The sequence below is a fragment of the Streptomyces sp. NPDC040410 genome, from assembly GCF_055595715.1.
In genome coordinates this window covers 63,213-83,998 of the sequence record NZ_JBVIVK010000025.1, presented here as the reverse complement: position 1 = coordinate 83,998, position 20,786 = coordinate 63,213, and the positions used below count along the sequence as shown (strand labels likewise).

Below are 20,786 nucleotides of genomic sequence, written 5' to 3'. Positions count from 1 at the left end.
TGCAGCAAGATAGCGCGCTATGTCCGGTTTTCGGGCATAGCGAGCCCGCCGTGATTCGGTCGCGGGCCCGTCCACCAGCTGCCCCACGGACCCTGGTGTCAGACCTCGGGGCGCAGCATCGGAGGGTTGAGCAGAGTGGCGCCACCGGCGCGGAAGAGCTGGGCCGGGCGCCCGCCCTGGCGTGTGGTCGTACCGCCGGTGGGAACGAGGAAGCCCGGTGTGCCCGTGACCTTGCGGTGGAAATTGCGCGGGTCGAGCGCCACCGCCCACACCGCCTCGTAGACGCGGCGCAGCTCGCCGACGGTGAACTCGGGCGGGCAGAACGCGGTGGCCAGCGACGAGTACTCGATCTTGGATCGGGCGCGCTCCACGCCGTCCGCCAGGATCTGGTGGTGATCGAAGGCGAGCGGTGCGACGGGCTCGCCGTCCCGACCGTAACCGCCCTGCTGCAGCAGCTCCTCCACGGGCGCCCAGCGCGCGTTGCTCGCATCGCCGCCCGCCCGCGGCGCCGGCAGGTCGGGGGCGAGCGCGAGATGGGCGACGCTGACCACGCGCATCCGGGGATCGCGCTTGGGGTCGCCGTAGGTCGCGAGCTGTTCCAGGTGGGCGCCGTTGTCCTGGGCGGGCACGGACGGGTCGTGCGCGCGCAGCCCGGTCTCCTCGGCCAACTCGCGCGCCGCGGCCTGCGCCAGATCCTCGTCTGCCCGCACGAAGCCACCGGGGAGCGCCCAGCGTCCCTGGAACGGCGGCTCGCCCCTGCGCACCGCCAGCGCGCACAGGGCATGGCGGCGCACGGTCAGCACGACCAGGTCCACAGTGACGGCGAAGGGCGGAAAGGCTGACGGGTCGTAGGGCATGCGGCGATCATAGTCGTCTGCCTGACGATAAACACTCCCTTCGTCGGCCGCATCGGCGGCTGATCCACATCGGTCCGGCAGCTGCCTCACGATTGGCCGGATGCTGTCGTCCGGCATCGCGTCTTACCAGGTCACACCCCCAGTTGCAGTCCGTCCGCCGCTTCCTCGACCAAGGCGAGACCCAGCCGGCCGACTCGTACGAAGGCGGGGCCGCGCAACCCGCGTGTCCGTCAGCCCGATCTCTCCCAGAGGCGCACGGCTCACCGGCCGTTGCATGACCGTCCCGGACGGTGCGTCGGGGCGGATACGCGCGAGGGTGGTGAGAATCAGTGCACCGGCTGCCGCTGCGTGGCGGAGGCGGCGGCAGGCCGCCGGGACGGTCGGGCGCACTCCCGCCGGTCCGTTGTTCACCGGCGTGCGTCTCGGAAAGCTGGTCCCGAAGGTCTCGCCCGCGCCGAGAAGGCCTCCCGGCAGCGATCCATTCTCCATCGCGAAAGCGGAGGTGGCCATGCCGGCGATGCCGAGTTGCCGTCTCATCGGCCCGGACGGCGCCTGTGCGGTGGTCGAAGGGGTCGTATCCGCCGCCTTTCGCGCCCGGCCCCCGCAGTCTCCGGCCGGAGTCCAGGGCACGGCTCCGGAGCAGCCGCGAGTCCTTCGGTCTGCGCCTCGTCGAGCAGCCCGGGCGGATGCGTGCCGCGCTTAACGGGCCGCCGTCGAGCAGTGGACGCTGCTGCTCCGAGATGCGGCACGAGGCGTCCGTCCGGAACTCGGTCGGCCGCCGGTCGGCCACCGCTGCGGCCCCCGATCGAATGACGGCGGTCTGGAGGGCGCGGGGCCGCCGATGCCCGTACCCCGCCGTCGGGCACCGTCAGCCCTCTGGCGTGCGGTGATCTCAAGGGGGCGCGTCTCCATTGGGCCGCGCGGCGCCCTCCTCCGCCAGAACAAGCGCACACCCCTCCCGTCGCCGGCCGATGAGCCGGCGGAGTCGGCCATCCCGTACCGGCCTTCTCTCACTCCTTCCCCTCGGGGGCGTCGCTCCCTGGACTCAGGCTCCCGGGGCTGGTGCTGCTCCCCCGGGGAGCGTCGTTCCCCGAGGTACGGCGACCCGCGAGCCTCCGCGCGCCGGGGCGGGAACCGCCCACCGCCCGAGGCCGAGGGCGAGACCCGCCCACTCCTGACTGTCGTCCTCCCGACTGCCGCGCTCCCGCTGCCGCTGGGTTGGAGCCGCTGTCCGGGCAAGTGGCGGAACGAGTCCGCCGTCGACGGCGGGAAGCCACACCGGATGAGGGACCCGGTTGGGCCCCTCCGCAGCCCGCACTGGTCGCCACGGCCTGCTGCGTCGCGCCCCGCTGGGACATGTCCTGCTGGGACATGTCCTGCTGCGAATCGTCCGGCGACGAGACCGTTGGGGCCTCGGACCCTTGCTCGCCACGCCTCACTCCGCCTCCCGACAGCGCGCGCCTCTCGCGTTCCGCACGCAGACACCGGCGGATCGACTCCGGGTCGAGGTCCTCGTTGCATGCCTGGTGCAGGAGTCGGGCGAAGAAGTAGCCGGGATCCGCGCCCAGAGCCATGGCCAGTGCTTCCCGTGCCTCGATGCCGTCCGCGGTGGACCAGGCCACCCAGCCGGCCAGGGTGAGCGGGGCCGCCGCGTGTTCGCCGTACGGGCCGACACAGCGGCGGGCGAGGGCTCGCCACAGACGGAGCGCCGGGCCCGCCTCGTCGCCTTCCATCCATTCGGCGGCGCGGTCTCGGGTCGTGCGGTCCTGCAGGCCGAGGATCAGGGTGGCGGCTTCTTCATGTCCGAGGAGTTCGTCGTCGCGGAGGTCCGCCTGGAGAGGGCCCGCGACGAGCGGTGCTTCGGCGAAGCGCGTCAGCACCCTCCCGGCGAGTCCGATGGTCTCCTCGGCCACGTCCGCCCGTCCGGCCTCATCGAGCATCCTGGGGACCAACCGCATGCTGGTGGTGTCCAGGACGGCCTCCTGACGCAGTGCCGCGGCGGTTTCCCAAGGCTGCAGCCTGGCCCGCATCTCGCGCAGTGTCCCCCGCACCTGAATTCCGGCGTAGGTCGCCGCGGCGGCCAGCACGGAGGTGCCGGGCAGCCCCATCGGCAGTCCTTCGGGAGGACAACACCCCTCGCTCGGGCAGCAGTAGGACCAGAATCGCCCGTCGGAGATGCACAGCGCCTCGATCACGGGCACATCGAGTCGGCCGCACTCCGTGCGCAGCATCCCTGCGAGGGAGGCCAGCCGCTCCTTGACCTGCTGACCGGACTCGCCCATCGCCGGCTCCTGGCAGAGATAGGCGACCATCTGCTCGGGCTTGGCGCATCTCCGCTCGCAGCCCGTGATCAGGCCGTGGGCAAGCTGCCTGGCCACGGCGGCCCAGTCGTCCTCGTTCGCCGGAATGCCGAGCCGGGCGCGGCCGCCGAACCGGCCGCGCCCGCTCCTGTCGTGCAGAGCGACCAGAACGATGCTGTCCTCGGGGCGGTACCCGAGCAGATACGGCAGGGCGTCGGCCAGTTCGGCCGGGGTGCGCAGGGTGACCTGGTGCTCGCCTCCGTGAGCTTCGTAACTCAGGCACTCGACGGGCTCGTCACTCCCGGCAACCGCGTCTTCCGCGCCCGCCCGGTGAGCCTCACGTGCCGCTCGCCCGTGGTCGTCACCGTTGTCAAAGGATCGTCCGCTGATGTCGCCGTTGCCTGAGGATCCACTCGTTTCGCTGTGATTCGTCATGCGCCGACGATCCCGTAGATCGCCGTTTCCCGTTTTGCCCTGTGGATAACTCCAATCAGGGACACGTCAGTCGAGGTCCGGTGCGGTCGGCCGTCACACCGCACGGCGCCCGTCTGTCAGTGGCGTCCTGTTGCAGGGGGTGCATGAGGAACAGCAGCGAGGCGAAGCGCTGCACACGACGGCCTCAGCCGGCTGCGGCAAGGACCAGCGGCAGAACCTGGTCGGCGCCTCCTCGACGTAGCAGGCGGGCGGCGACGGCGAGGGTCCAGCCGGAGTCGGTGCAGTCGTCCACGAGCAGGACAGGGCCCGAGGTACTGGCCAGGGCGGCGCCCAGGTCCTCAGGGACGCTGAAGGCGGTGGCCAGGGCCCTTAGGCGTTGTGCGGAGTTGCTGCGTCGTGCCGCATGGGCGCCATTCGGCCCGGTGTACGTCAGCGTGCCCAGGTAGGGGATGCGGCCGATGGTCGCGATTCCCTGGGCGAGGGAGCCGACCAGGTGCGGCCGGGCGAGGGACGGCACAGCGACGACTCCCACCGGCCGGGCAGAGGCGTCCGGATCGTTCGAAGCCCAGCCGCCCGGAGACCGCGCCCAGTCGGCGAGGACCGCAATCACGGCACGCAGGACATCGTCGGGGAGCGGACTGTCAGGCGCGTTCTCGGCCAGCAGCGGGCGCAGCCGGTTGCCCCAGCCGATGTCCGAGAGCCGTCCCAGGGCGCGCCCGGTGGAGCACTGCTCGTTGGCCGGGATACGGCCCTTCAGGTCAATGCCCAGTGCGGGCATCCCCGTCGGCCACATTCGGCGCGGCTCGACCTCCACCCCCGGGCGGTCCAGTTCCTTCGCCGCCCCCGTCATGGCCTCCGCCGAGACGGAGGAGTCTGCCCAGGCCCCGGCACAGTTGTCGCAACGGCCGCACGGGATCGCCCTCTCGTCGTCCAGCTGCTGCCGCAGGAACTCCATCCGGCACCGGGACGTGCTCACGTAATCGCGCATGGCCTGCTGCTCCGCCGCCCGCTGCCGAGCGACCCAGGCGTACCGCTCGGAGTCGTAGACCCACTGCTCTCCGGTGGAGATCCAGCCGCCCTTCACCCGCTTGACCGCACCGTCGACATCCAGCACCTTCAGCATCGTCTCCAGGCGGCTGCGCCGAAGATCGACCACTGCCTCCAGGGCAGGCACGGACAGCGGTCGTCCGGCACCGGCGAGGGCCGAGAGGGTCTGGCGAACCTGCGCTTCGGGCGGGAACGCGGTATCGGCGAAGTAGCGCCAGATGGCCTCGTCCTCCTTGCCCGGCAACAGCAGCACGTCGGCGTGGGCCACACCGCGCCCCGCACGCCCCACCTGCTGGTAGTAGGCAATCGGCGAGGACGGCGAGCCGAGGTGCACCACGAAGCCCAGGTCCGGCTTGTCGAAGCCCATACCGAGCGCCGAAGTCGCGACCAGGGCCTTGACCCGGTTCTCCAGCAGATCGGCCTCAGCCTGCAGCCGGTCAGCGTTCTCCGTACGCCCCGTGTAGGAAGCCACCCGGAAGCCCCGCTGCCGCAGAAAGGCGGTGGCCTCCTCCGCCGCGGCCACCGTCAGCGTGTAGATGATCCCGGACCCCGGCAGCTGGTCCAGGTGGTCGGCGAACCAGGCCAGGCGATGCGCGGCGTCCGGCAGCTGGACCACACCCAGCCGCAGACTCTCCCTCTCCAGCGTTCCCCGCAGCACCAGTGCCTCGCCTGCGCCGGTACCCAACTGCTCGGCCACATCCGCTGTGACCCGCGCGTTCGCGGTCGCCGTCGTGGCAAGCACCGGTACCCCGGGGGCGAGTTCGGCCAGCATCGCCCGCAACCGGCGATAGTCGGGCCGGAAGTCGTGCCCCCAGTCGGAGATGCAGTGCGCCTCGTCGACTACCAACAGCCCCGTGGTGACCGCGAGCTTGGGCAGCATCTGCTCACGAAAATCCACAGAATTGAGACGTTCCGGGCTGACGAGGAGGACGTCCGTTTCGCCGCGCTCCACCTCCTCTTGGATCGTGTCCCACTCCTCCGGATTGGCCGAGTTGATGGTGCGCGCCCTGATACCTGCCCGCGCCGCCGACTCGACCTGGTTACGCATCAGCGCCAGCAGCGGCGAGACGATCACCGTCGGGCCGGAGCCACGCCTGCGCAGCAGAGCGGTGGCAACGAAGTACACCGCCGACTTGCCCCAGCCGGTGCGCTGCACCACCAGGGCACGCCGGCGCTCCTCCACCAGAGCCGCCACCGCCTGCCACTGATCCTCCCGCAACCGCGCCGAACCCCCAGGGTCACCGACAAGCTCAGCGAGAATGGCGTCGGCTTCAGCGCGGAGCTCCAGGTTGTCCATGCCCCCATGCAACCCGACGGCAAGCACAATCGGCTAGTTCACTCAACGTGCCGCAGGGCTCGCGAAAGGTAACCGGCCACGGATTGATCGACGAGCCTATGGCCGAGCATCGGCCACGATCACCCTCGATCGGCGCGTTTTCGCACGTCAGAGCACACGCCACCGGCGTCCTCGTCGTCGACTAGCCGCGCCGGCGCAGGGTTCACGGCCGAGGTCTCCAGCGGTGTCCTGGACACCTGCCCTGGACACCGCCGGGTACGCGCTCCCGCCCTGCGAGCAGGCCGCCGGGGCCGCGCTCGGGCCGCCTTCCGGCCTCGGCTGGGGCAATCGACTGCGCCCGCTGCCCTCACCCCAGACCCGGACGGGTCCGTGCCGACAGCGTGGCGAGCGCGGTCGTGACCGTGCTGTCCGACTTGGCCAAGTCGCCGGGCGGATGGGCACCGGGAGCAGCGGACGCCGTGGCTCGCCCCGCCGGCGTGGTCGCCTTGCCTTCACGCACCAGGCCCACAGCTGATCGAGTCGCTCGGCAGCACAATCTCCGCGATCGGCCGCAACAACCTGACCGAGGACGGGCGGACACTCGCTTTCGCCGCCCGACCTGCTTCTGCAGTCAGATACCAAGGAGGCGTTGCGCCGGCCCTGGCCCGAGCAGTGCGGCCTGCGCCCTGCGTGGAGCGGCACTCGGCAGTATGCGGACTTGTCGTGCCCGGATCCCCCATGCGTCGCCCGGCGAAGCACTGGGTAGGGATATAAGCCATGAACGACCCAATAAGGGTCGGTGGGCTCAATTGCTCGTTGCCGCAACCAAGTTCGGCAGGAAGAATTGGAGTCCGCTCCCCGCACGCCTCGCCCGTGGTCCGGTAGGGCTCTGCTGCGGTGCGCGCTCCCCCGAATCCGACCCCGCCCGCAGTGTGGGCGCGTAGCCGAAGGGAGGACCGTGACCTTCGGATTTGCTCCGTCCTCCGCGGCATCAACCTCGTCTCCTGCCGAGTTGTCCGCCGCATCCGCCAACCCCCTGGCCCGCATGCTCGAACCTGCGGAGTGGGCCGCCGCCGGAATCCCCCTGCTGCGCAACCCCCGCGAGGTCGTCAGCGGACTGCACTCACGGCATCGCCCGGGGCCGGCGACCGCGATCGTGGCGGTCCTCGATCCGGACGAGCGGCTGCTGGCGAGCGCCTCGTTCACCCGGCGCCCGGCGCCGGCCGACGGCTGGATGTTCCGCAACTCGCTGCTCGCCCAGCTGCGCCGGGTGATCCCGCACGATCTGCGGCGCCGCACGCCGGTGCGCACCGCCGTGCTGCTCTACTGCCGTGAGGGTGACGCGCGTTGGACGCAGGAGGACGGCGCCTGGATGTGGGGGCTGCGTGACGCCTGCACCCTGCACGGGCTGCGCTGCGGGGCGTACATCACGCTGACCCGGGACGGCTGGCAGGTCCTCGGTGAGGGTCGCGGCGGACGCCGTCCGAACGCGGACTCGGCGCCGGAGCCCTTCGCCATGTCCGAAGCCCCGCCACCGTTGCCCCGTACGGGCGGGGCCGTGTCGGAGGTCCTCCGCCGCGCGGCGGCCCGCTGAAGCGGAAAGCCGAGCCTCAGTCGCATACCGCCGTCGTTCAGCACCGGACCCACAGCGATTCCGTACGACGGGCGGCAGCACGCGTACGACTCCTGCCCCCGGCCGTGAGGACGAACCCACGGTGCGTACGACCCCTGCCCCGCCGTGCGGACGCACCCACGGTACGTACGGCCGCGGTCCGCCACCCTCGGCGGACTCTCTGCCCGTACGACGGACTCTCTGCCCGAATGCCGCGTGGTCGCCCGGCGCGGAACACCCACCCCGACCATCCGGGCTCGAGAGCGGGACGCGCAGGCCGGGTCGGTGGCCTGCGAACGCCGTTCATACCGGTTGGGGGCGCAGGCCGAAGCGCGTCGTGCAGATGCCCGCACGCCGGAACTCCCACTGCCGTCCAGGTGCCGCCGCAACGGCACCTCGCGTCGCCCCTGCGTCGCCCGGACGGCCGGAGCAGGCTCAGACGCCCGCGCCCAGCACGGAGTTGATCTGCTGCGGGTCGCCACAGACGATCAGCAGGGCGCCGGCCCGGGCATGGGCCAGCGGCAGGACGGTGGCTGCCGCAGCGTCGGAACCGCCGTTGACGGCGACCACGATCACGGGACGGGACGCGGCGCGGGCCGCCGTGGTGGCGTCCGCGTAGAACACGTCGTCGCCCGCGTCGTGCTGGGCCCAGTAGGAGGCTTCGCCGAACGACAGCTCGTGGGCAGCCCACGGGTGCGGTTCGCCGGTGGTGATCACCAGCACCTCACCAGGGGCACGGCCCGTCTCCAGCAGCAGGTCGACGGCTTCCTCGGCAGCGTCCAGCGCACCCTGGGCCGAGGCCGGGATCAGCTGGATCTGCGGAGTCGCCGGTGCCGGAGAGGAGGCGGCAGGGGCGGCCGGACCCGACGGTTCGGGCGTGGCCGTGGCCACGTCGCGCGGCGTACGTTGCACCGGCGGCGCGGGCCGCATGGGGCCCGGACGGCCGGGGCGCGGCGGAGCCGCAGGGCGGGGGCCGGGTACAGGGCGAGGGGTCGGCGCGGTGCGGCCGCTGGCCGGAATGGCGCGGGGACCCTGGGCACTCTCGTGAATCTGAGGCTCCTCGGGAATGAGAGGCATGAGCTGATGTTTATCAAACGTTGGTGCGGCTCGCATCGGCGGGTGGCACATGAGTGCGAGCGGACTCGTCAGAAATCGAAGCCGAGCTGACCCTCGATCTCCGGAACGCTTCCGTCCGCCCAGCTGCGGGCCTTCTTGAGGTGCCGCCACTGGGGCAGCGCATCAAGATACGCCCACGACAAACGGTGGTACGGGGTGGGGCCCCGCACCTCCAGCGCGGCCTTGTGCACGGGCGACGGATACCCGACGTTGGCCGCAAAATCGAAGTCTGCATGGTCGATGCCCAGTTCGGCCATCATTTTGTCGCGCTGAACCTTGGCGATCACCGAGGCCGCCGCGACCGCCACACAGGACCGGTCGCCCTTGATGACTGTGCGGACCTGCCAGGGCGCTCCGAGATAGTCGTGCTTCCCGTCGAGGATCACGGCGTCGGGGCGGACCGGAAGGGCGTCCAGAGCGCGTCCCGCCGCGAGCCGCAGCGCGGCCGTCATCCCGAGGTCGTCGATCTCCTCCGGCGAGGCATGCCCCAGCGCATACGAGGTCACCCACGCCTGGAGCACCGCCGCAAGCTCAGTACGCCGCTTGATGGTGAGCAGCTTGGAGTCGGTGAGGCCCTCGGGGGGCCGACGCAGTCCGGTGATCGCCGCACAGACGGTGACGGGGCCGGCCCACGCGCCGCGCCCGACCTCGTCGACACCGGCAATGACCTTCGCTCCGGTCGTCGCGCGAAGGGAGCGCTCGACGGTGTGGGTAGGTGGTTCGTACGGCATGGCGCCCTTAGCGTACGCCGCACGGATCATCCTGCGACACCCTGGTTCCCCGAGCTACGTCACGAGTTCCGCAACCCACGATCACGCACCGCTCGGCCGCAGCAGCGGAAGCATCAACTGGTCGATCATCTCCTCGAGATCACGATCGTTCCATTCGCATGCGCGTATCTTTGTGCGGTACATCATCATGGCTGGGATGGCGTCGAAAACATAGCCGTTCGCCGCGTCGGACCGTACCTCTCCTCGTTCTATTCCACGGGTGATGACCGCGCGGACCAGCTTGATGGTCGGCTCCACGACCCCTTCGAAGATCACGCCGTGGAAGCGCTCAGCCTGAGTTGGATCGCATTCGTGAATCACCGCGCGCAGCGCGAAACCGGGGCGGGAGAACATCGCGTCACGCGCATGCCGACACAGCGCGAGCAGGTCCTCGCGCACGCCACCCAGGTCGGGCACCTCCTCGAAACGCGGCAGTCCGGCCTGCAGCGCGTCCGCGACGAGGTCCTCCTTGGACGGCCAGCGACGGTAGACGGCGGCCTTGCCGGTCTGAGCGCCGGCGGCCACGCCCTCCATCGTGAGTCCGTTCCAGCCGACCGTACTGAGTTGCTCCAGCGCGGCATCGAGGATGGCGCGTTCGAGTACGGCGCCGCGCCGACGAAGGGAGGCCGTCTGAGCGGGGGCGGCCGTCCAGCGCGAGGTAACCATCTGAGTTTCTCCAGCGAGCATGGGGAGCGGGGGTTCCGGGGGGACGGGGACACCGTGCGACGGCAAGGGGGCGTGCCACACGACGGCAACGTGAGTGAACGCTTGCGTTCACAACGGAGGACTCACTACCGTTGACGCGACAGTGAACGCGATCGTTCACTAAGGCACTTGTGGGGGACTCATAGTGACAACCTCTCAGCTGACTCAGGACCAGAAACCAGGTGCGGCACGCCGGGAGGGACATCCCGGCATAGCGCTCACCGTCATCGCGGCCTGCCAACTCATGGTTGTACTCGACGCGACGATTGTGAACATCGCACTCCCGCACATTCAAGCCGCTCTCAAGTTCAGCACCACCGACCTCACCTGGGTCGTCAGCGCCTACACGCTCACCTTCGGCGGTCTGCTGCTCCTCGGCGGAAGGGCCGGAGACATCCTCGGGCGCCGCCGGGTCTTCATGACCGGCATCCTGCTCTTCACCTTCGCGTCGCTGCTCGGCGGGCTGGCCCAGGAGCCCTGGCAGTTGCTGGCCGCACGCGTCCTGCAGGGCATGGGCGGCGCGATCGCATCGCCCACGTCGCTGGCGCTGATCACCACGACGTTTCCCGAGGGTCCCGAGCGGAACCGGGCCTTCGGCGTCTTCGCCGCGGTCTCTGCCGGCGGTGGTGCCATCGGTCTGCTTGCCGGCGGCATGCTCACGGAGTGGCTCGACTGGCGCTGGGTGCTCTTCGTCAACGTACCGATCGGCGTGGCGATCGCCGTGCTCACACCGCTGTACATCAGCGAGTCCGAACGCCACACCGGACGCTTCGACATCGCGGGCGCGCTGACCTCGACGGCGGGTATGGCGTCCCTCGTCTACGGCTTCATCCGCGCGGCCGACGAGGGCTGGCGGGACACTCTGACCGTCGGGTCCTTCGGCGCCGCGGTGGTCCTGCTGGTGGCCTTCGCGTTCATCGAGACCCGCGCCAAGGAGCCGATCACCCCGCTGCGGATGTTCGCCGACCGAAATCGCTCCGGCACGTATGTGATCATGCTGAGTCTCGCCGCGGCGATGTTCGGGATGTTCTTCTACATCGTGCTCTTCGTGCAGAACGTGCTGGGGTACAGCCCGATCGAGGCGGGCCTCGCCTTCCTGCCCGTGACGGTCGTGATCGCGCTCGGCGCGGGCCTGTCCCAGCGGTTCCTGCCGGTACTCGGCCCAAAGCCGTTCATGGTCGCCGGCTCGGCGCTCGCGGTGACCGGGCTGGGCTGGCAGACCCTCATCGGCTCCGACAGCTCCTACGTCGGCGGAGTGCTCGGCCCGATGCTGGTGTTCGGATTCGGCATGGGCCTGAACTTCGTGACGCTGACGGTCACCGCGGTCTCCGGAGTCGCCCAGCACGAGGCGGGCGCGGCGTCCGGACTGCTCAACACCACGCAGCAGGTGGGTGGTTCGCTCGGTCTGTCCATCCTGACAACGGTCTTCGGCGCGGCCAGCCAGGACGAGGCGGAGAAGCAGCTGCCGAAGTTCCTCTCCGACGCGTCGGCGGAGCAGAAGGCGGAGTTCGCCAAGTCTCATCAGCTGCCCGCGCCGTGGGGCCATGAGGTGCTCGCCCAGGGCATCTCGACGGGCTTCGTCGCGGCTTCGGCGATGGCCGTACTCGCCCTGGTCAGCGCCTGGTTGGTGATCCGGGTCCGCAAAAGCGATCTGGAGGCGCTCGCCGGAACGGCGGGACCGGGCGCCGGCTGAGCCGGCTGGGCCCTCCAGGAGACGTGGACGGCCGGGCCAGGTCCAGAGGACCGACGGCGAGGACGACGGTCCGGTCATCCGCACACCCCACCCCGGACTCGGCAACACACCGTCCTGCCGGAGGAACGCCTGCCGGGGGGCGCCCCGCCCTCCTCGCAGCGGAGACAGAGCAAGCAGAACAGCCAGAACAGCCGACACATCCACCGCGATCAGTACGAACTGCATGACCACCCCCGCGCCCCCTCGTGCCACCTGCCGGTGCGAGCCCATGCCTCACACAGCGGATGACACGACAACGGACGGCCGGTCACGCAGAGTTCCCGATTCTCACAGAGAGTATCCGTGAGTGTGCCCCAGGCATTCCCCGTCAGACGGAGGCGGTCAGCCACTCCGGGTGCGGCTCCGTCTGCTCCGCCCACGTAGCAGGCGGGGCGCCCGCCTTCCCTCCGGCGATCACCCCTCCCACGATGGCGCAGGTCGTGTCCACGTCGCCGCCGACCTGCGCGGTCGTCCAGAAGGCCCGCTCGTAGTCGCCCAGGGCCCGCGCGGCCGACCAGAGCGCGAAGGGCACCGTGTCGTGTGCGGACGTGCGCCGACCACAGCCCAGAACGGCCGCGACAGTGCCGGCATCGCCGTAGTCGAGCATGTCCCTGGCCCGCCGCAGGCCCGCACCGACGGCGCTCTTCGGGACGAGTGCGATCACTCCGTCGAGAAGCACCTCCGCGCTGGGCGGACCGCCGGGGGAAGCAGCCAGCGCCGCGGCCGCCGCGACAGCCATCGCTCCGACCACGGCTTCTCGGTGCTGGTGCGTGGGGTACGCCGAGATCTCCGCCTGGTGGGCCGCCTGCTCCGGATCGTCCGCGTACCAGGCGCCCAGCGGCGCGATCCGCATGGCAGCGCCGTTGCCCCAGGACCCTTGTCCGTTGAAGAGCTCGGCGGCGAGCTCTCGCCAGTCGCCGCCTTCCCGGATCAGCCGCAGCAGCCGGTTGACCGCGGGGCCGTAGCCGCGGTCGAAGTCGTGGTGAGTGGCGAAGGAGTGGGCCAGTTCGTCCTGGTCGATGCGGTGGTGGGCTGCCAGGACAGCGACAACGGAGCAGGCCATTTCCGTGTCGTCTGTCCACTGCCACGGGCCGGAGGGCAGTTCGCGGCGCTTGAGCAGCGGATAGTTCGCCGGGACGAAGAACTGTGAGCCCAGCGCGTCTCCCACCGCCAGTCCGCGCAGGCTGGCCAGAGCGCGCTCCAGGCGCTCGTCGAAAGAGGAGTCAGCGGTCATCGCTCTGCCACTCTATCCGGTGATCCCGTACGGTTCCGGATCTCGCCAGCGTTCGAACGGCCGGTCAAGCACGTACTTGCCGTCGTCCCCGAGAACGAGCATCCGCATCTCCGCGTTCCCCGGGTTCGACAGCGACTCGAATTCCGCGACCGTCCAGTGGAACCAGCGCATGCAGAACAGCCTCATGGCCAGTCCATGGGTCACCAGAAGCACGTTCGGCGGGTGGTCGGGCGCCTCGAAACTGCGGTAGAGGCTCTCCAGGAAGCCGCCGACTCGGTCGTAGACGTCCGCACCGGACTCGCCCTGGGCGAAGCGGTAGAAGAAGTGCCCGTACGCGTCCCGGTACGTCTTCTGCAGCCGGACGTCGTCGCGGTCCTGCCAGTTTCCCCAGTCCTGCTCGCGGAGCCGAGGCTCCTCGCGCACCCGTATGAGTGCGGGGTCCAGGTGGAAGGCGCGCAACGTCTCGTGCGTACGGCGATACGGGGAGACGTACACGCTGACGCGCTCGCCGCCGAACACCTCGCGCAACCGTTCGCCCGTCTCCTCGGCCTGCCGCCGGCCCCGCTCCGTCAGGGCCAGCGCATGGTCGGGCTTACGCTCGTACACGGTGTCATCAACATTGCCCGTTGACTCTCCGTGCCGGACAAGGACGATGCGCCGTGGTCGTGCCATGCCGAAACCCTAGATCGAGTGACGGCCTGCAGAGCACCCGTACGGGCTCCATACGGCGTAGGTCACACACTTCCTGCACCATGAGTCACACAAGGGCGCACGATCGGCAAGTCCGTTTTTCAGACCGTCCAGGTCGGCTCCAGCTCCACGATGTCGCCCGTGAGGGCCGCGACGTCCGCCTCCGTCTGGGCCCGCAGGGCGAGCCGCTCCACCCGCTCCGTGCGGTACTTGCCGTGTTCGGCGGCGGACCGCCACATCGACAGCACCATGAACTCGTTGCCCGGTGCCTCGCCGAACAGCCCGCGGATCATGCCGGGCGAGCCGGCCATCGCGGGGTTCCAGACCTTCTCCTGCATCAGCGTGAAGTGCTCGGCGCGCTCCTCGTGGATGCGGCAGTGGGCGACCCGTACCAGGTCCGCGTCGGTGAATCGCGGCTCGAAGCCGGTCTTCACGTCGAAGCGATGGTCGAACAGTTTGACCTGGGCGTCCTTGAAGGTGCCCGACTGGGACGCCGCCAGCCGGTCGTGGGAGCGGGCCATGAAGGAGTCGTAGAAGGCACGGCTCTCCCAGAAGGCGAAGATGTGCGCCACTCCCGGCCGCCCCCGGCTCCAGCCTCCGCCCTGTCCCCGAAATCCCGGCTCCCCCAGAAGCCCCGCCCACTTTCGCTGCCCCCGCTCGAAGCCGCGGCGGTCCACCACGGTGCAGCGAATCCACTTGACCAGCACCGCGCCATGGTAAGGCCACGGAGCGTGGCGTCGGTCACTGTCTCACGGAGAGCATTTGCGCCGGGCCGCCCGCGCGCGTGGCAGGATGGACAACCGGCCTGGCCTGACCGGCAGTTCAAGCCGAGGGGCAACATGGGGACACGGGGAAGGGGACGCATGGTGAACGGCCTCAACAAGGGGATCCGCAAGGTGGAGGTCGCGGTCAAGTGGGATCCCAGCCCGGCGGGACAGCCGCCCACCGATCTGGACATCGTGGCCGCGACCTACCTGGCGAGCGACCCTCACGGTGATCCCGCCTATGTGGTGCACTTCGACAGCCGGTCCCCCGACGGCACCATCAATCTCGACCGGGACAGCCAAGACGGCAAGGGCTTCGGCTGGGACGAGGTCATGACGCTGGAGCTCGACCGGCTGGACGGGCGGTACGCGCGCGTGGTGGTCGGGGTCGTCATCCAACAGCGTTCCACGCACCGGACCTTCGTCAGCGTGGCCAACCCGGGCCTGCGGATCCGCGAGGGTTACACGGTCCTGGCCGAGGACGACTTCGGCGGCGTGCTCGGTTCGACGGCGGCGACGGTCGGGGAGTTCGTGCGCGAAGGGGCCATCACGTGGGACTTCCACCCCGGCATCCAGGGCTTCGAAGACGACCCGGTGCTTTTCACGCGGACCATGGGCCGGGCGCAGCAGCCCTGAGCCTCAGGCCGTGCAGGGGGCAACGATCACGAGGGTCTCCGCGAGGGCGTCCAGGACGGCCGCGCCGTGTGTGATCGTGGCGTGCCACCACTCCTCCCGCCGAGGTACCGCCGCGAAGCCGTCCCGAGGTGGGTATCAGGCGCACTGCGGCGACGTACGCCCGCTCGTCCCGGACGACCGGATCCGGAGAGCGAAGGTCCGCGCCAAGCGCGTCGAGGGCCGACCGGGAGATCCCGCCCGTACCGCCGTCGTACTGGTGCGGAGGGGCCATGATCGCAAGCTGCGGGCCTGCCGGAGCAGCCGAGGGGCTTACGGCGAGAAAGGGGCGCCGGCGCAGGGCCGGCGCCCCTCCTCAGGGATCACCTGTCAGGCGGGGGCGTGGGCCCCTGCCCTGTGTCAGCTGCAGCCGCTGGTCGAACCGCAGCCCTCGCAGATGTAGCAGGAACCGGCTCGCTGCATCTTCGTACCGCAGGAGAAGCACAGCGGTGCGTCGGCCTGGATGCCCAGTTGCATCTCCACCAGCTCGGCGCTGGTGTGAGCCTGCTGCGGCGCGGGCTTGGCCGCCTCGACCTCCGCCTTCGGCGTGGCGACTGCCTTCAGCTCCTGGGCGCGCGGCGCCGACTGGGCCAGGCCCTCGACGTCGACATCGTCGATGGACGGCTCGTACGAACCCGTCTCCAGATGGCGCTGGCGCTCCTCGGCCGAGTGGATGCCGAGCGCGGAGCGCGTCTCGAAGGGCAGGAAGTCGAGCGCCAGGCGGCGGAAGATGTAGTCGACGATCGACTGGGCCATCCGCACGTCAGGGTCGTCCGTCATACCGGCCGGCTCGAAGCGCATGTTCGTGAACTTCGAGACGTACGTCTCCAGCGGCACGCCGTACTGCAGACCGACCGATACGGCGATGGAGAAGGCGTCCATCATGCCCGCGAGGGTGGAGCCCTGCTTGGACATCTTCAGGAAGACCTCGCCGAGACCGTCGTCAGGGTAGGAGTTGGCGGTCATGTAGCCCTCGGCGCCGCCCACGGTGAAGGACGTGGTGATGCCGGGTCGGCCCTTGGGGAGACGCTTGCGGACCGGACGGTACTCGACGACCTTCTCGACCGTCTCGCGGATGGTCGCCTCGGCCTTTGCCGTGACCGTGTCCGTGGCGGACTTCTCCTTCTCCTTGGTCTTGGCGGAGAGCGGCTGGCCGACCTTGCAGTTGTCGCGGTAGATGGCGAGCGCCTTGACGCCCATCTTCCAGGCCTCGAAGTAGATCTCCTCGACCTCCTCGACGGTCGCCGACTCGGGCATGTTGACCGTCTTGGACAGGGCGCCGGAGATCCACGGCTGGATCGCGGCCATCATGCGGACGTGGCCCATCGCGGAGATGGAGCGCTCGCCCATGGCGCAGTCGAAGACCTCGTAGTGCTCGTGCTTGAGGCCCGGGGCGTCGACGACATTGCCGTGCTCGGCGATGTGGGCGACGATCGCCTCGATCTGCTCCTCCTGGTAGCCGAGGCGGCGCAGGGCCTGCGGGACGGTGCCGTTGACGATCTGCATCGAGCCGCCGCCGACGAGCTTCTTGAACTTGACCAGCGCGAGGTCGGGCTCGAGGCCGGTGGTGTCGCAGGACATCGCCAGACCGATGGTGCCGGTGGGGGCGATGACGGACGCCTGGGAGTTACGGAAACCGTTCTTCTCACCGAGGCGCAGCACATCCTGCCAGGCCTCCGTGGCGGCGGCCCAGATCGGTGTGTCCAGGTCGTCCATGCGGACGGCCGCGGTGTTGGCGTCGCCGTGCTGCTTCATGACACGCAGGTGCGGCTGGGCGTTGCGGGCGTAGCCGTCGTACGCCCCGACGACCGCGGCGAGTTCGGCGGAGCGCCTGTACGACGTGCCGGTCATCAGGGAGGTGATGGCTCCGGCGAGGGCGCGGCCGCCGTCGGAGTCGTAGGCGTGGCCGGTCGCCATCAGCAGGGCGCCGAGGTTGGCGTAGCCGATGCCGAGCTGGCGGAACGCGCGCGTGTTCTCGCCGATCTTCTGCGTCGGGAAGTCCGCGAAGCAGATGGAGATGTCCATCGCGGTGATGACGAGTTCGACGACCTTCGCGAAGCGCTCGACGTCGAAGGACTGGCTGCCCTTGCCGTCGTCCTTCAGGAACTTCATCAGGTTCAGCGAGGCGAGGTTGCAGGACGTGTTGTCCAGGTGCATGTACTCGCTGCAGGGGTTCGAGCCGTTGATGCGGCCGGACTCCGGGCACGTGTGCCAGTGGTTGATGGTGTCGTCGTACTGGATGCCGGGGTCCGCGCAGGCCCAGGCCGCCTCGGCCATCTTGCGGAAGAGGGCCTTGGCGTCGACCTCTTCGATGACCTCGCCGGTCATCCGCGCGCGCAGGCCGAACTTGCCCCCCTGCTCGACCGCCTTCATGAACTCGTCGTTCACGCGGACCGAGTTGTTGGCGTTCTGGTATTGGACGGAGGTGATGTCCTCGCCGCCGAGGTCCATGTCGAAGCCCGCGTCGCGCAGCGCGCGGATCTTCTCCTCTTCCTTCACCTTGGTCTCGATGAAGTCCTCGATGTCGGGGTGGTCGACGTCGAGAATGACCATCTTCGCGGCGCGGCGGGTGGCGCCACCCGACTTGATCGTTCCTGCGGAGGCGTCGGCGCCGCGCATGAAGGAGACGGGCCCGGAGGCGTTGCCGCCGGAGGAGAGCAGTTCCTTGGAGGAACGGATGCGGGAGAGGTTCAGGCCGGCGCCGGAGCCGCCCTTGAAGATCATGCCCTCTTCCTTGTACCAGTCGAGGATCGACTCCATGGAGTCGTCGACGGCCAGGATGAAGCAGGCGGATACCTGCTGGGGCTGGGGGGTGCCGACGTTGAACCAGACGGGGCTGTTGAAGCTGAAGATCTGGTGCAGGAGGGCGTACGCCAGCTCGTGCTCGAAGATCTCGGCGTCGGCGGGCGAGGCGAAGTACTTGTAGTCCTCGCCGGCCTGCCGGTACGTCTTCACGATGCGGTCGATCAGCTGCTTGAGGCTGGTCTCGCGCTGCGGGGTGCCGACGGCACCGCGGAAGTACTTGCTGGTGACGATGTTGACCGCGTTCACCGACCAGAAGCCGGGGAACTCGACGCCACGCTGCTCGAAGTTGACCGAGCCGTCGCGCCAGTTGGTCATGACGACGTCACGGCGCTCCCACGCAACCTCGTCGTACGGGTGCACGCCGGGGGTGGTGTGGATGCGCTCGATACGGAGTCCCTTGGTGGCCTTGGTGCCCTTGGCTCGGGACCCTCGTGCCGGACCGCTCGCCGTCTCTGTCATGCCGCCTCCCTGTACGGGCGAAAACGCCCTGAAGTGCCCCGATGTTCCCGTGGCACGGTGTTCTGTCTGGTGTTGCGGGCACCCTCTTCGCACCCCGCAACAGGTCTTCTTTCGCCGCCGCCCGGCCGGGCCCGGAGTCTCCGTCCGGGTCCGGCCCGCCGGTCAGTCGGCGGCGCCTGCGGGCTCCAGGGTCTGAGCAGTCCCCCCGGACCCGCGGTCGTCTTCTTTCTGGCTCCCCGTGACAGCACCTTCGCGGTCCTCGTCGTCCGCGGCGGGGTGCCCCGTCTGTTGCCTGAGTTCCGCGATGGCGGCCTCGAAGTCCTCGAGCGAGTCGAATGCCCGGTAGACGGAGGCGAATCGCAGATAGGCGACGAGATCGAGCTCCTGCAACGGGCCGAGTATGGCCAGCCCCACGTCGTGGGTGGTCAGCTCGGCGCTTCCGGTGGCCCGCACCGCCTCCTCGACCCGTTGGCCGAGCTGGGCGAGCGCGTCCTCGGTGACAGGCCGTCCCTGGCATGCCTTGCGCACCCCGTTGATGACCTTGGTGCGGCTGAAAGGCTCGGTGACTCCGGACCGCTTGACCACCATGAGCGAGCACGTCTCCACGGTCGTGAAACGACGGGAGCAGTCAGGACACTGGCGGCGCCTGCGGATCGACGTGCCGTCGTCGGTCGTACGACTGTCGACGACGCGGCTGTCGGGGTGCCTGCAGAAGGGACAGTGCATGAACTCCCAACCCCTCCTCACAGCAGACTCAATAGCCCCAAGAGACCACACGGGCCCCTCGAAGCAGCCCCAAGCATAGGCGATCAGCGAGGGCCCGAAGACCCGGGGGACCACAACTTCTGGGCTGCTGCCGCAATCCAACCACTAGATGTGGGGATTGGCTCATACATACACACCGCCCGCGCGTGTCGATCGCGCATCGGCAGGTGCCCGGCGGCCGTACCGGTGCGGCGGACACGGATCCGCACGGCCGTACCGCTGCGGCCGTCGCGGAGATACCGTGGGCGCCGCAGGGAGGCGACGCGGGACTGCCGCACAGATGGGGGTCGGTCCACGGTTGCCGGGGGGCCGGATGGCAGACTGGAGCAGCGACCCACGAGGTCGCCGCCCCGGCGGTGAAGAGTACAACAACGGGCACCTTCGGCCGTGGGGCAGCGCGTCACCCATACACCTAGACACATGATCAAGTCAGGCGCTTCACGGTTTTTCACTCGAACGTGTGTTTGGCGCAACCTTTCGAAAGCAACTACCGTTGTCCAGCAGGGAGACCATCGAGAGGGGCCGCCGACGTGACCACCACCGCAGACAGTGCCACCATCACTGCCCAGGACCGCTCCCAGGGCCGACTCGAGCCGGTGCATGCGATGAACGAAGCCGCGAATCCCGAGGGGCACAAGCGCTCCCTGCCGGGCCGACCTCCAGGCATCCGGGCGGACAGCTCCGGGCTCACCGACCGCCAGCGTCGGGTGATCGAGGTCATCAGGGACTCCGTGCAGCGGCGCGGCTACCCGCCGTCGATGCGGGAGATCGGCCAGGCCGTCGGCCTGTCCAGCACGTCCTCGGTCGCACACCAGCTGATGGCGCTCGAGCGCAAGGGCTTCCTGCGCCGCGACCCACACCGCCCGCGCGCGTACGAGGTGCGCGGCTCCGACCAGGGCACCTCGGTACAGCCCACGGACACCGCGGGCAAGCCGGCCGCGTCCTACGTGCCGCTGGTCGGCCGCATCGCCGCCGGTGGCCCGATCCTCGCGGAGGAGTCGGTCGAGGACGTCTTCCCCCTTCCCCGGCAGCTGGTCGGTGACGGAGAGCTGTTCGTGCTGAAGGTCGTCGGCGACTCGATGATCGAGGCCGCCATCTGTGACGGGGACTGGGTCACGGTCCGCCGCCAGCCTGTGGCCGAGAACGGCGACATCGTGGCCGCGATGCTCGACGGCGAGGCCACCGTCAAGCGCTTCAAGCGCGAGGACGGCCACGTCTGGCTCCTCCCGCACAACTCGGCCTACGAACCGATTCCCGGTGATGACGCAACCATCCTCGGCAAGGTGGTGGCGGTGCTGCGGCGCGTCTGACGGCTGCGGCGGACGGGCCCGACCAGACCCCCCGTCCCCTGACCGGGCCCCGGGACCCCTGCGCCGGTTCCGGGGCCCTGTGCCGTCCGGCTCCGCCAGTCACCCGAGGCCTCAAATCCACTTCGCCGCCCTGGGTTTTGTTGTTTGGGGGGACAAAAAAAGGAGAGAGGGGGAGTCGCCGGGCGTGTTCCCCCCCACCCAAAAAAAAAACAACCCGAACCCACTCCCCACCAACAC

The 20,786-nt window shown here is 69.7% G+C and carries 15 protein-coding genes; 4 read left to right on the top strand and 11 right to left on the bottom strand.

All coding sequences use genetic code 11. The features are described 5' to 3' along the window. Positions 1–98: 98 nt before the first annotated feature. The 3 genes from ACZ562_RS33450 to ACZ562_RS33440 all read right to left on the bottom strand — a co-directional run bounded on the left by ACZ562_RS33450 (position 99) and on the right by ACZ562_RS33440 (position 5,936). Positions 99–857 carry an NUDIX hydrolase gene (locus tag ACZ562_RS33450; protein WP_471187072.1) on the bottom strand — a complete coding sequence of 253 codons (759 nt, stop codon included), beginning with the start codon at positions 855–857 and terminating at the stop codon, positions 99–101. A gap of 1,010 nt (positions 858–1,867) precedes the next feature. Beyond that, positions 1,868–3,592, bottom strand: coding sequence for a DUF4192 domain-containing protein (locus ACZ562_RS33445; protein WP_471187069.1), 1,725 nt, complete (start codon positions 3,590–3,592; stop codon positions 1,868–1,870). A 184-nt stretch (positions 3,593–3,776) separates the two neighbouring features. Then, positions 3,777–5,936, bottom strand: a complete 2,160-nt coding sequence (locus ACZ562_RS33440; RefSeq protein ID WP_471187066.1) for a RecQ family ATP-dependent DNA helicase — start codon at positions 5,934–5,936, stop codon at positions 3,777–3,779. Between the two features lie 937 nt (positions 5,937–6,873). Here ACZ562_RS33440 and ACZ562_RS33435 point away from each other — a divergent pair. Then, positions 6,874–7,509 (top strand): hypothetical protein, encoded by a 636-nt coding sequence (locus tag ACZ562_RS33435; protein ID WP_471187063.1) that lies wholly within the window; start codon positions 6,874–6,876, stop codon positions 7,507–7,509. 453 nt (positions 7,510–7,962) lie between these two features. Here ACZ562_RS33435 and ACZ562_RS33430 read toward each other — a convergent pair whose 3' ends face one another. The 3 genes from ACZ562_RS33430 to ACZ562_RS33420 form a co-directional block, all read right to left on the bottom strand. Beyond that, positions 7,963–8,604: a hypothetical protein gene (locus tag ACZ562_RS33430; protein ID WP_471187060.1), complete on the bottom strand. Its 642-nt coding sequence runs from the start codon at positions 8,602–8,604 to the stop codon at positions 7,963–7,965. Positions 8,605–8,672: 68 nt separating this feature from the next. Beyond that, positions 8,673–9,374, bottom strand: coding sequence for a ribonuclease HII (locus ACZ562_RS33425; protein ID WP_471187110.1), 702 nt, complete (start codon positions 9,372–9,374; stop codon positions 8,673–8,675). A gap of 81 nt (positions 9,375–9,455) precedes the next feature. Then, on the bottom strand, positions 9,456–10,079 hold the full coding sequence (locus ACZ562_RS33420; RefSeq protein ID WP_471187057.1) for a TetR/AcrR family transcriptional regulator: 624 nt from the start codon (positions 10,077–10,079) through the stop codon (positions 9,456–9,458). A 184-nt stretch (positions 10,080–10,263) separates the two neighbouring features. On the opposite strand from ACZ562_RS33420, the gene ACZ562_RS33415 reads away from it, so the two are divergent. Then, complete coding sequence (locus ACZ562_RS33415) at positions 10,264–11,811, top strand: MFS transporter (protein ID WP_471187054.1); 1,548 nt, start codon at positions 10,264–10,266, stop codon at positions 11,809–11,811. A 367-nt stretch (positions 11,812–12,178) separates the two neighbouring features. On the opposite strand, the gene ACZ562_RS33410 is transcribed toward ACZ562_RS33415, so the two are convergent. The 3 genes from ACZ562_RS33410 to ACZ562_RS33400 all read right to left on the bottom strand — a co-directional run bounded on the left by ACZ562_RS33410 (position 12,179) and on the right by ACZ562_RS33400 (position 14,481). Continuing rightward, the gene (locus ACZ562_RS33410) at positions 12,179–13,084 is read right to left on the bottom strand and encodes an ADP-ribosylglycohydrolase family protein (RefSeq protein WP_471187051.1); all 906 of its coding nucleotides are present in this window, start codon (positions 13,082–13,084) and stop codon (positions 12,179–12,181) included. A 12-nt stretch (positions 13,085–13,096) separates the two neighbouring features. Further along, complete coding sequence (locus ACZ562_RS33405) at positions 13,097–13,756, bottom strand: histidine phosphatase family protein (protein WP_471187048.1); 660 nt, start codon at positions 13,754–13,756, stop codon at positions 13,097–13,099. A 119-nt stretch (positions 13,757–13,875) separates the two neighbouring features. Further along, a complete protein-coding gene (locus tag ACZ562_RS33400) occupies positions 13,876–14,481 on the bottom strand; it encodes a YdbC family protein (RefSeq protein ID WP_471187045.1) in 606 nt (201 codons plus the stop codon). 159 nt (positions 14,482–14,640) lie between these two features. Here ACZ562_RS33400 and ACZ562_RS33395 point away from each other — a divergent pair, with 159 nt between their 5' ends. Next, a complete protein-coding gene (locus ACZ562_RS33395) occupies positions 14,641–15,174 on the top strand; it encodes a TerD family protein (protein WP_471187107.1) in 534 nt (177 codons plus the stop codon). Between the two features lie 396 nt (positions 15,175–15,570). On the opposite strand, the gene ACZ562_RS33390 is transcribed toward ACZ562_RS33395, so the two are convergent. Both ACZ562_RS33390 and nrdR read right to left on the bottom strand, forming a co-directional pair. Continuing rightward, positions 15,571–18,474, bottom strand: coding sequence for a vitamin B12-dependent ribonucleotide reductase (locus ACZ562_RS33390; protein ID WP_471187042.1), 2,904 nt, complete (start codon positions 18,472–18,474; stop codon positions 15,571–15,573). 162 nt (positions 18,475–18,636) lie between these two features. Further along, the gene (gene nrdR / locus ACZ562_RS33385; protein WP_471187039.1) at positions 18,637–19,200 is read right to left on the bottom strand and encodes a transcriptional regulator NrdR; all 564 of its coding nucleotides are present in this window, start codon (positions 19,198–19,200) and stop codon (positions 18,637–18,639) included. 569 nt (positions 19,201–19,769) lie between these two features. Here nrdR and lexA point away from each other — a divergent pair. After that, positions 19,770–20,549: a transcriptional repressor LexA gene (lexA, locus tag ACZ562_RS33380; RefSeq protein WP_471187036.1), complete on the top strand. Its 780-nt coding sequence runs from the start codon at positions 19,770–19,772 to the stop codon at positions 20,547–20,549. The last annotated feature ends 237 nt before the right edge of the window (positions 20,550–20,786 follow it).

What these genes read in the sequence shown, in the direction of transcription:
- ACZ562_RS33450 (WP_471187072.1), bottom strand. Translation starts at nt 857, where the DNA reads ATGCCCTACGACCCGTCAGCCTTTCCGCCCTTCGCCGTCACTGTGGAC.
- ACZ562_RS33445 (WP_471187069.1), bottom strand. Translation starts at nt 3,592, where the DNA reads ATGACGAATCACAGCGAAACGAGTGGATCCTCAGGCAACGGCGACATC.
- ACZ562_RS33440 (WP_471187066.1), bottom strand. Translation starts at nt 5,936, where the DNA reads ATGGACAACCTGGAGCTCCGCGCTGAAGCCGACGCCATTCTCGCTGAG.
- ACZ562_RS33430 (WP_471187060.1), bottom strand. Translation starts at nt 8,604, where the DNA reads ATGCCTCTCATTCCCGAGGAGCCTCAGATTCACGAGAGTGCCCAGGGT.
- ACZ562_RS33425 (WP_471187110.1), bottom strand. Translation starts at nt 9,374, where the DNA reads ATGCCGTACGAACCACCTACCCACACCGTCGAGCGCTCCCTTCGCGCG.
- ACZ562_RS33420 (WP_471187057.1), bottom strand. Translation starts at nt 10,079, where the DNA reads ATGGTTACCTCGCGCTGGACGGCCGCCCCCGCTCAGACGGCCTCCCTT.
- ACZ562_RS33410 (WP_471187051.1), bottom strand. Translation starts at nt 13,084, where the DNA reads ATGACCGCTGACTCCTCTTTCGACGAGCGCCTGGAGCGCGCTCTGGCC.
- ACZ562_RS33405 (WP_471187048.1), bottom strand. Translation starts at nt 13,756, where the DNA reads ATGGCACGACCACGGCGCATCGTCCTTGTCCGGCACGGAGAGTCAACG.
- ACZ562_RS33390 (WP_471187042.1), bottom strand. Translation starts at nt 18,474, where the DNA reads ATGACAGAGACGGCGAGCGGTCCGGCACGAGGGTCCCGAGCCAAGGGC.
- nrdR (WP_471187039.1), bottom strand. Translation starts at nt 19,200, where the DNA reads ATGCACTGTCCCTTCTGCAGGCACCCCGACAGCCGCGTCGTCGACAGT.